General features: G+C 66.4%; 1 protein-coding gene. It reads right to left on the reverse strand.

All coding sequences use genetic code 11. The features are described 5' to 3' along the window. On the reverse strand, positions 1-223 hold a 223-nt coding region (locus tag ACXN5W_RS30465; RefSeq protein WP_473161829.1), incomplete at both ends, for a C39 family peptidase.

Raw genomic sequence — 223 nt, forward strand, 5'->3', positions numbered from 1 at the left:
GAGGACCTTGTTGAGGGCGCGGGTGGTGTCTTCGGCGCTGTTGGTGCCGGCTTCGGTGGTGCCCATTTCGTTGGCGAGGTCGTCCATGTTGATGGTGTGGCCGTCGGCGGACAGGGCGTTGCGGGTGGCGGCGGGTCCGCAGTAGTAGAAGTTCGGTTGGGCCTGGTAGTCGTAGCGGAGTTCCTTGCTGGTGTTGGCTTGGTCGCGGCCGTGGTCGCCGCGG

This window comes from Plantactinospora sp. A48, assembly GCF_055793945.1.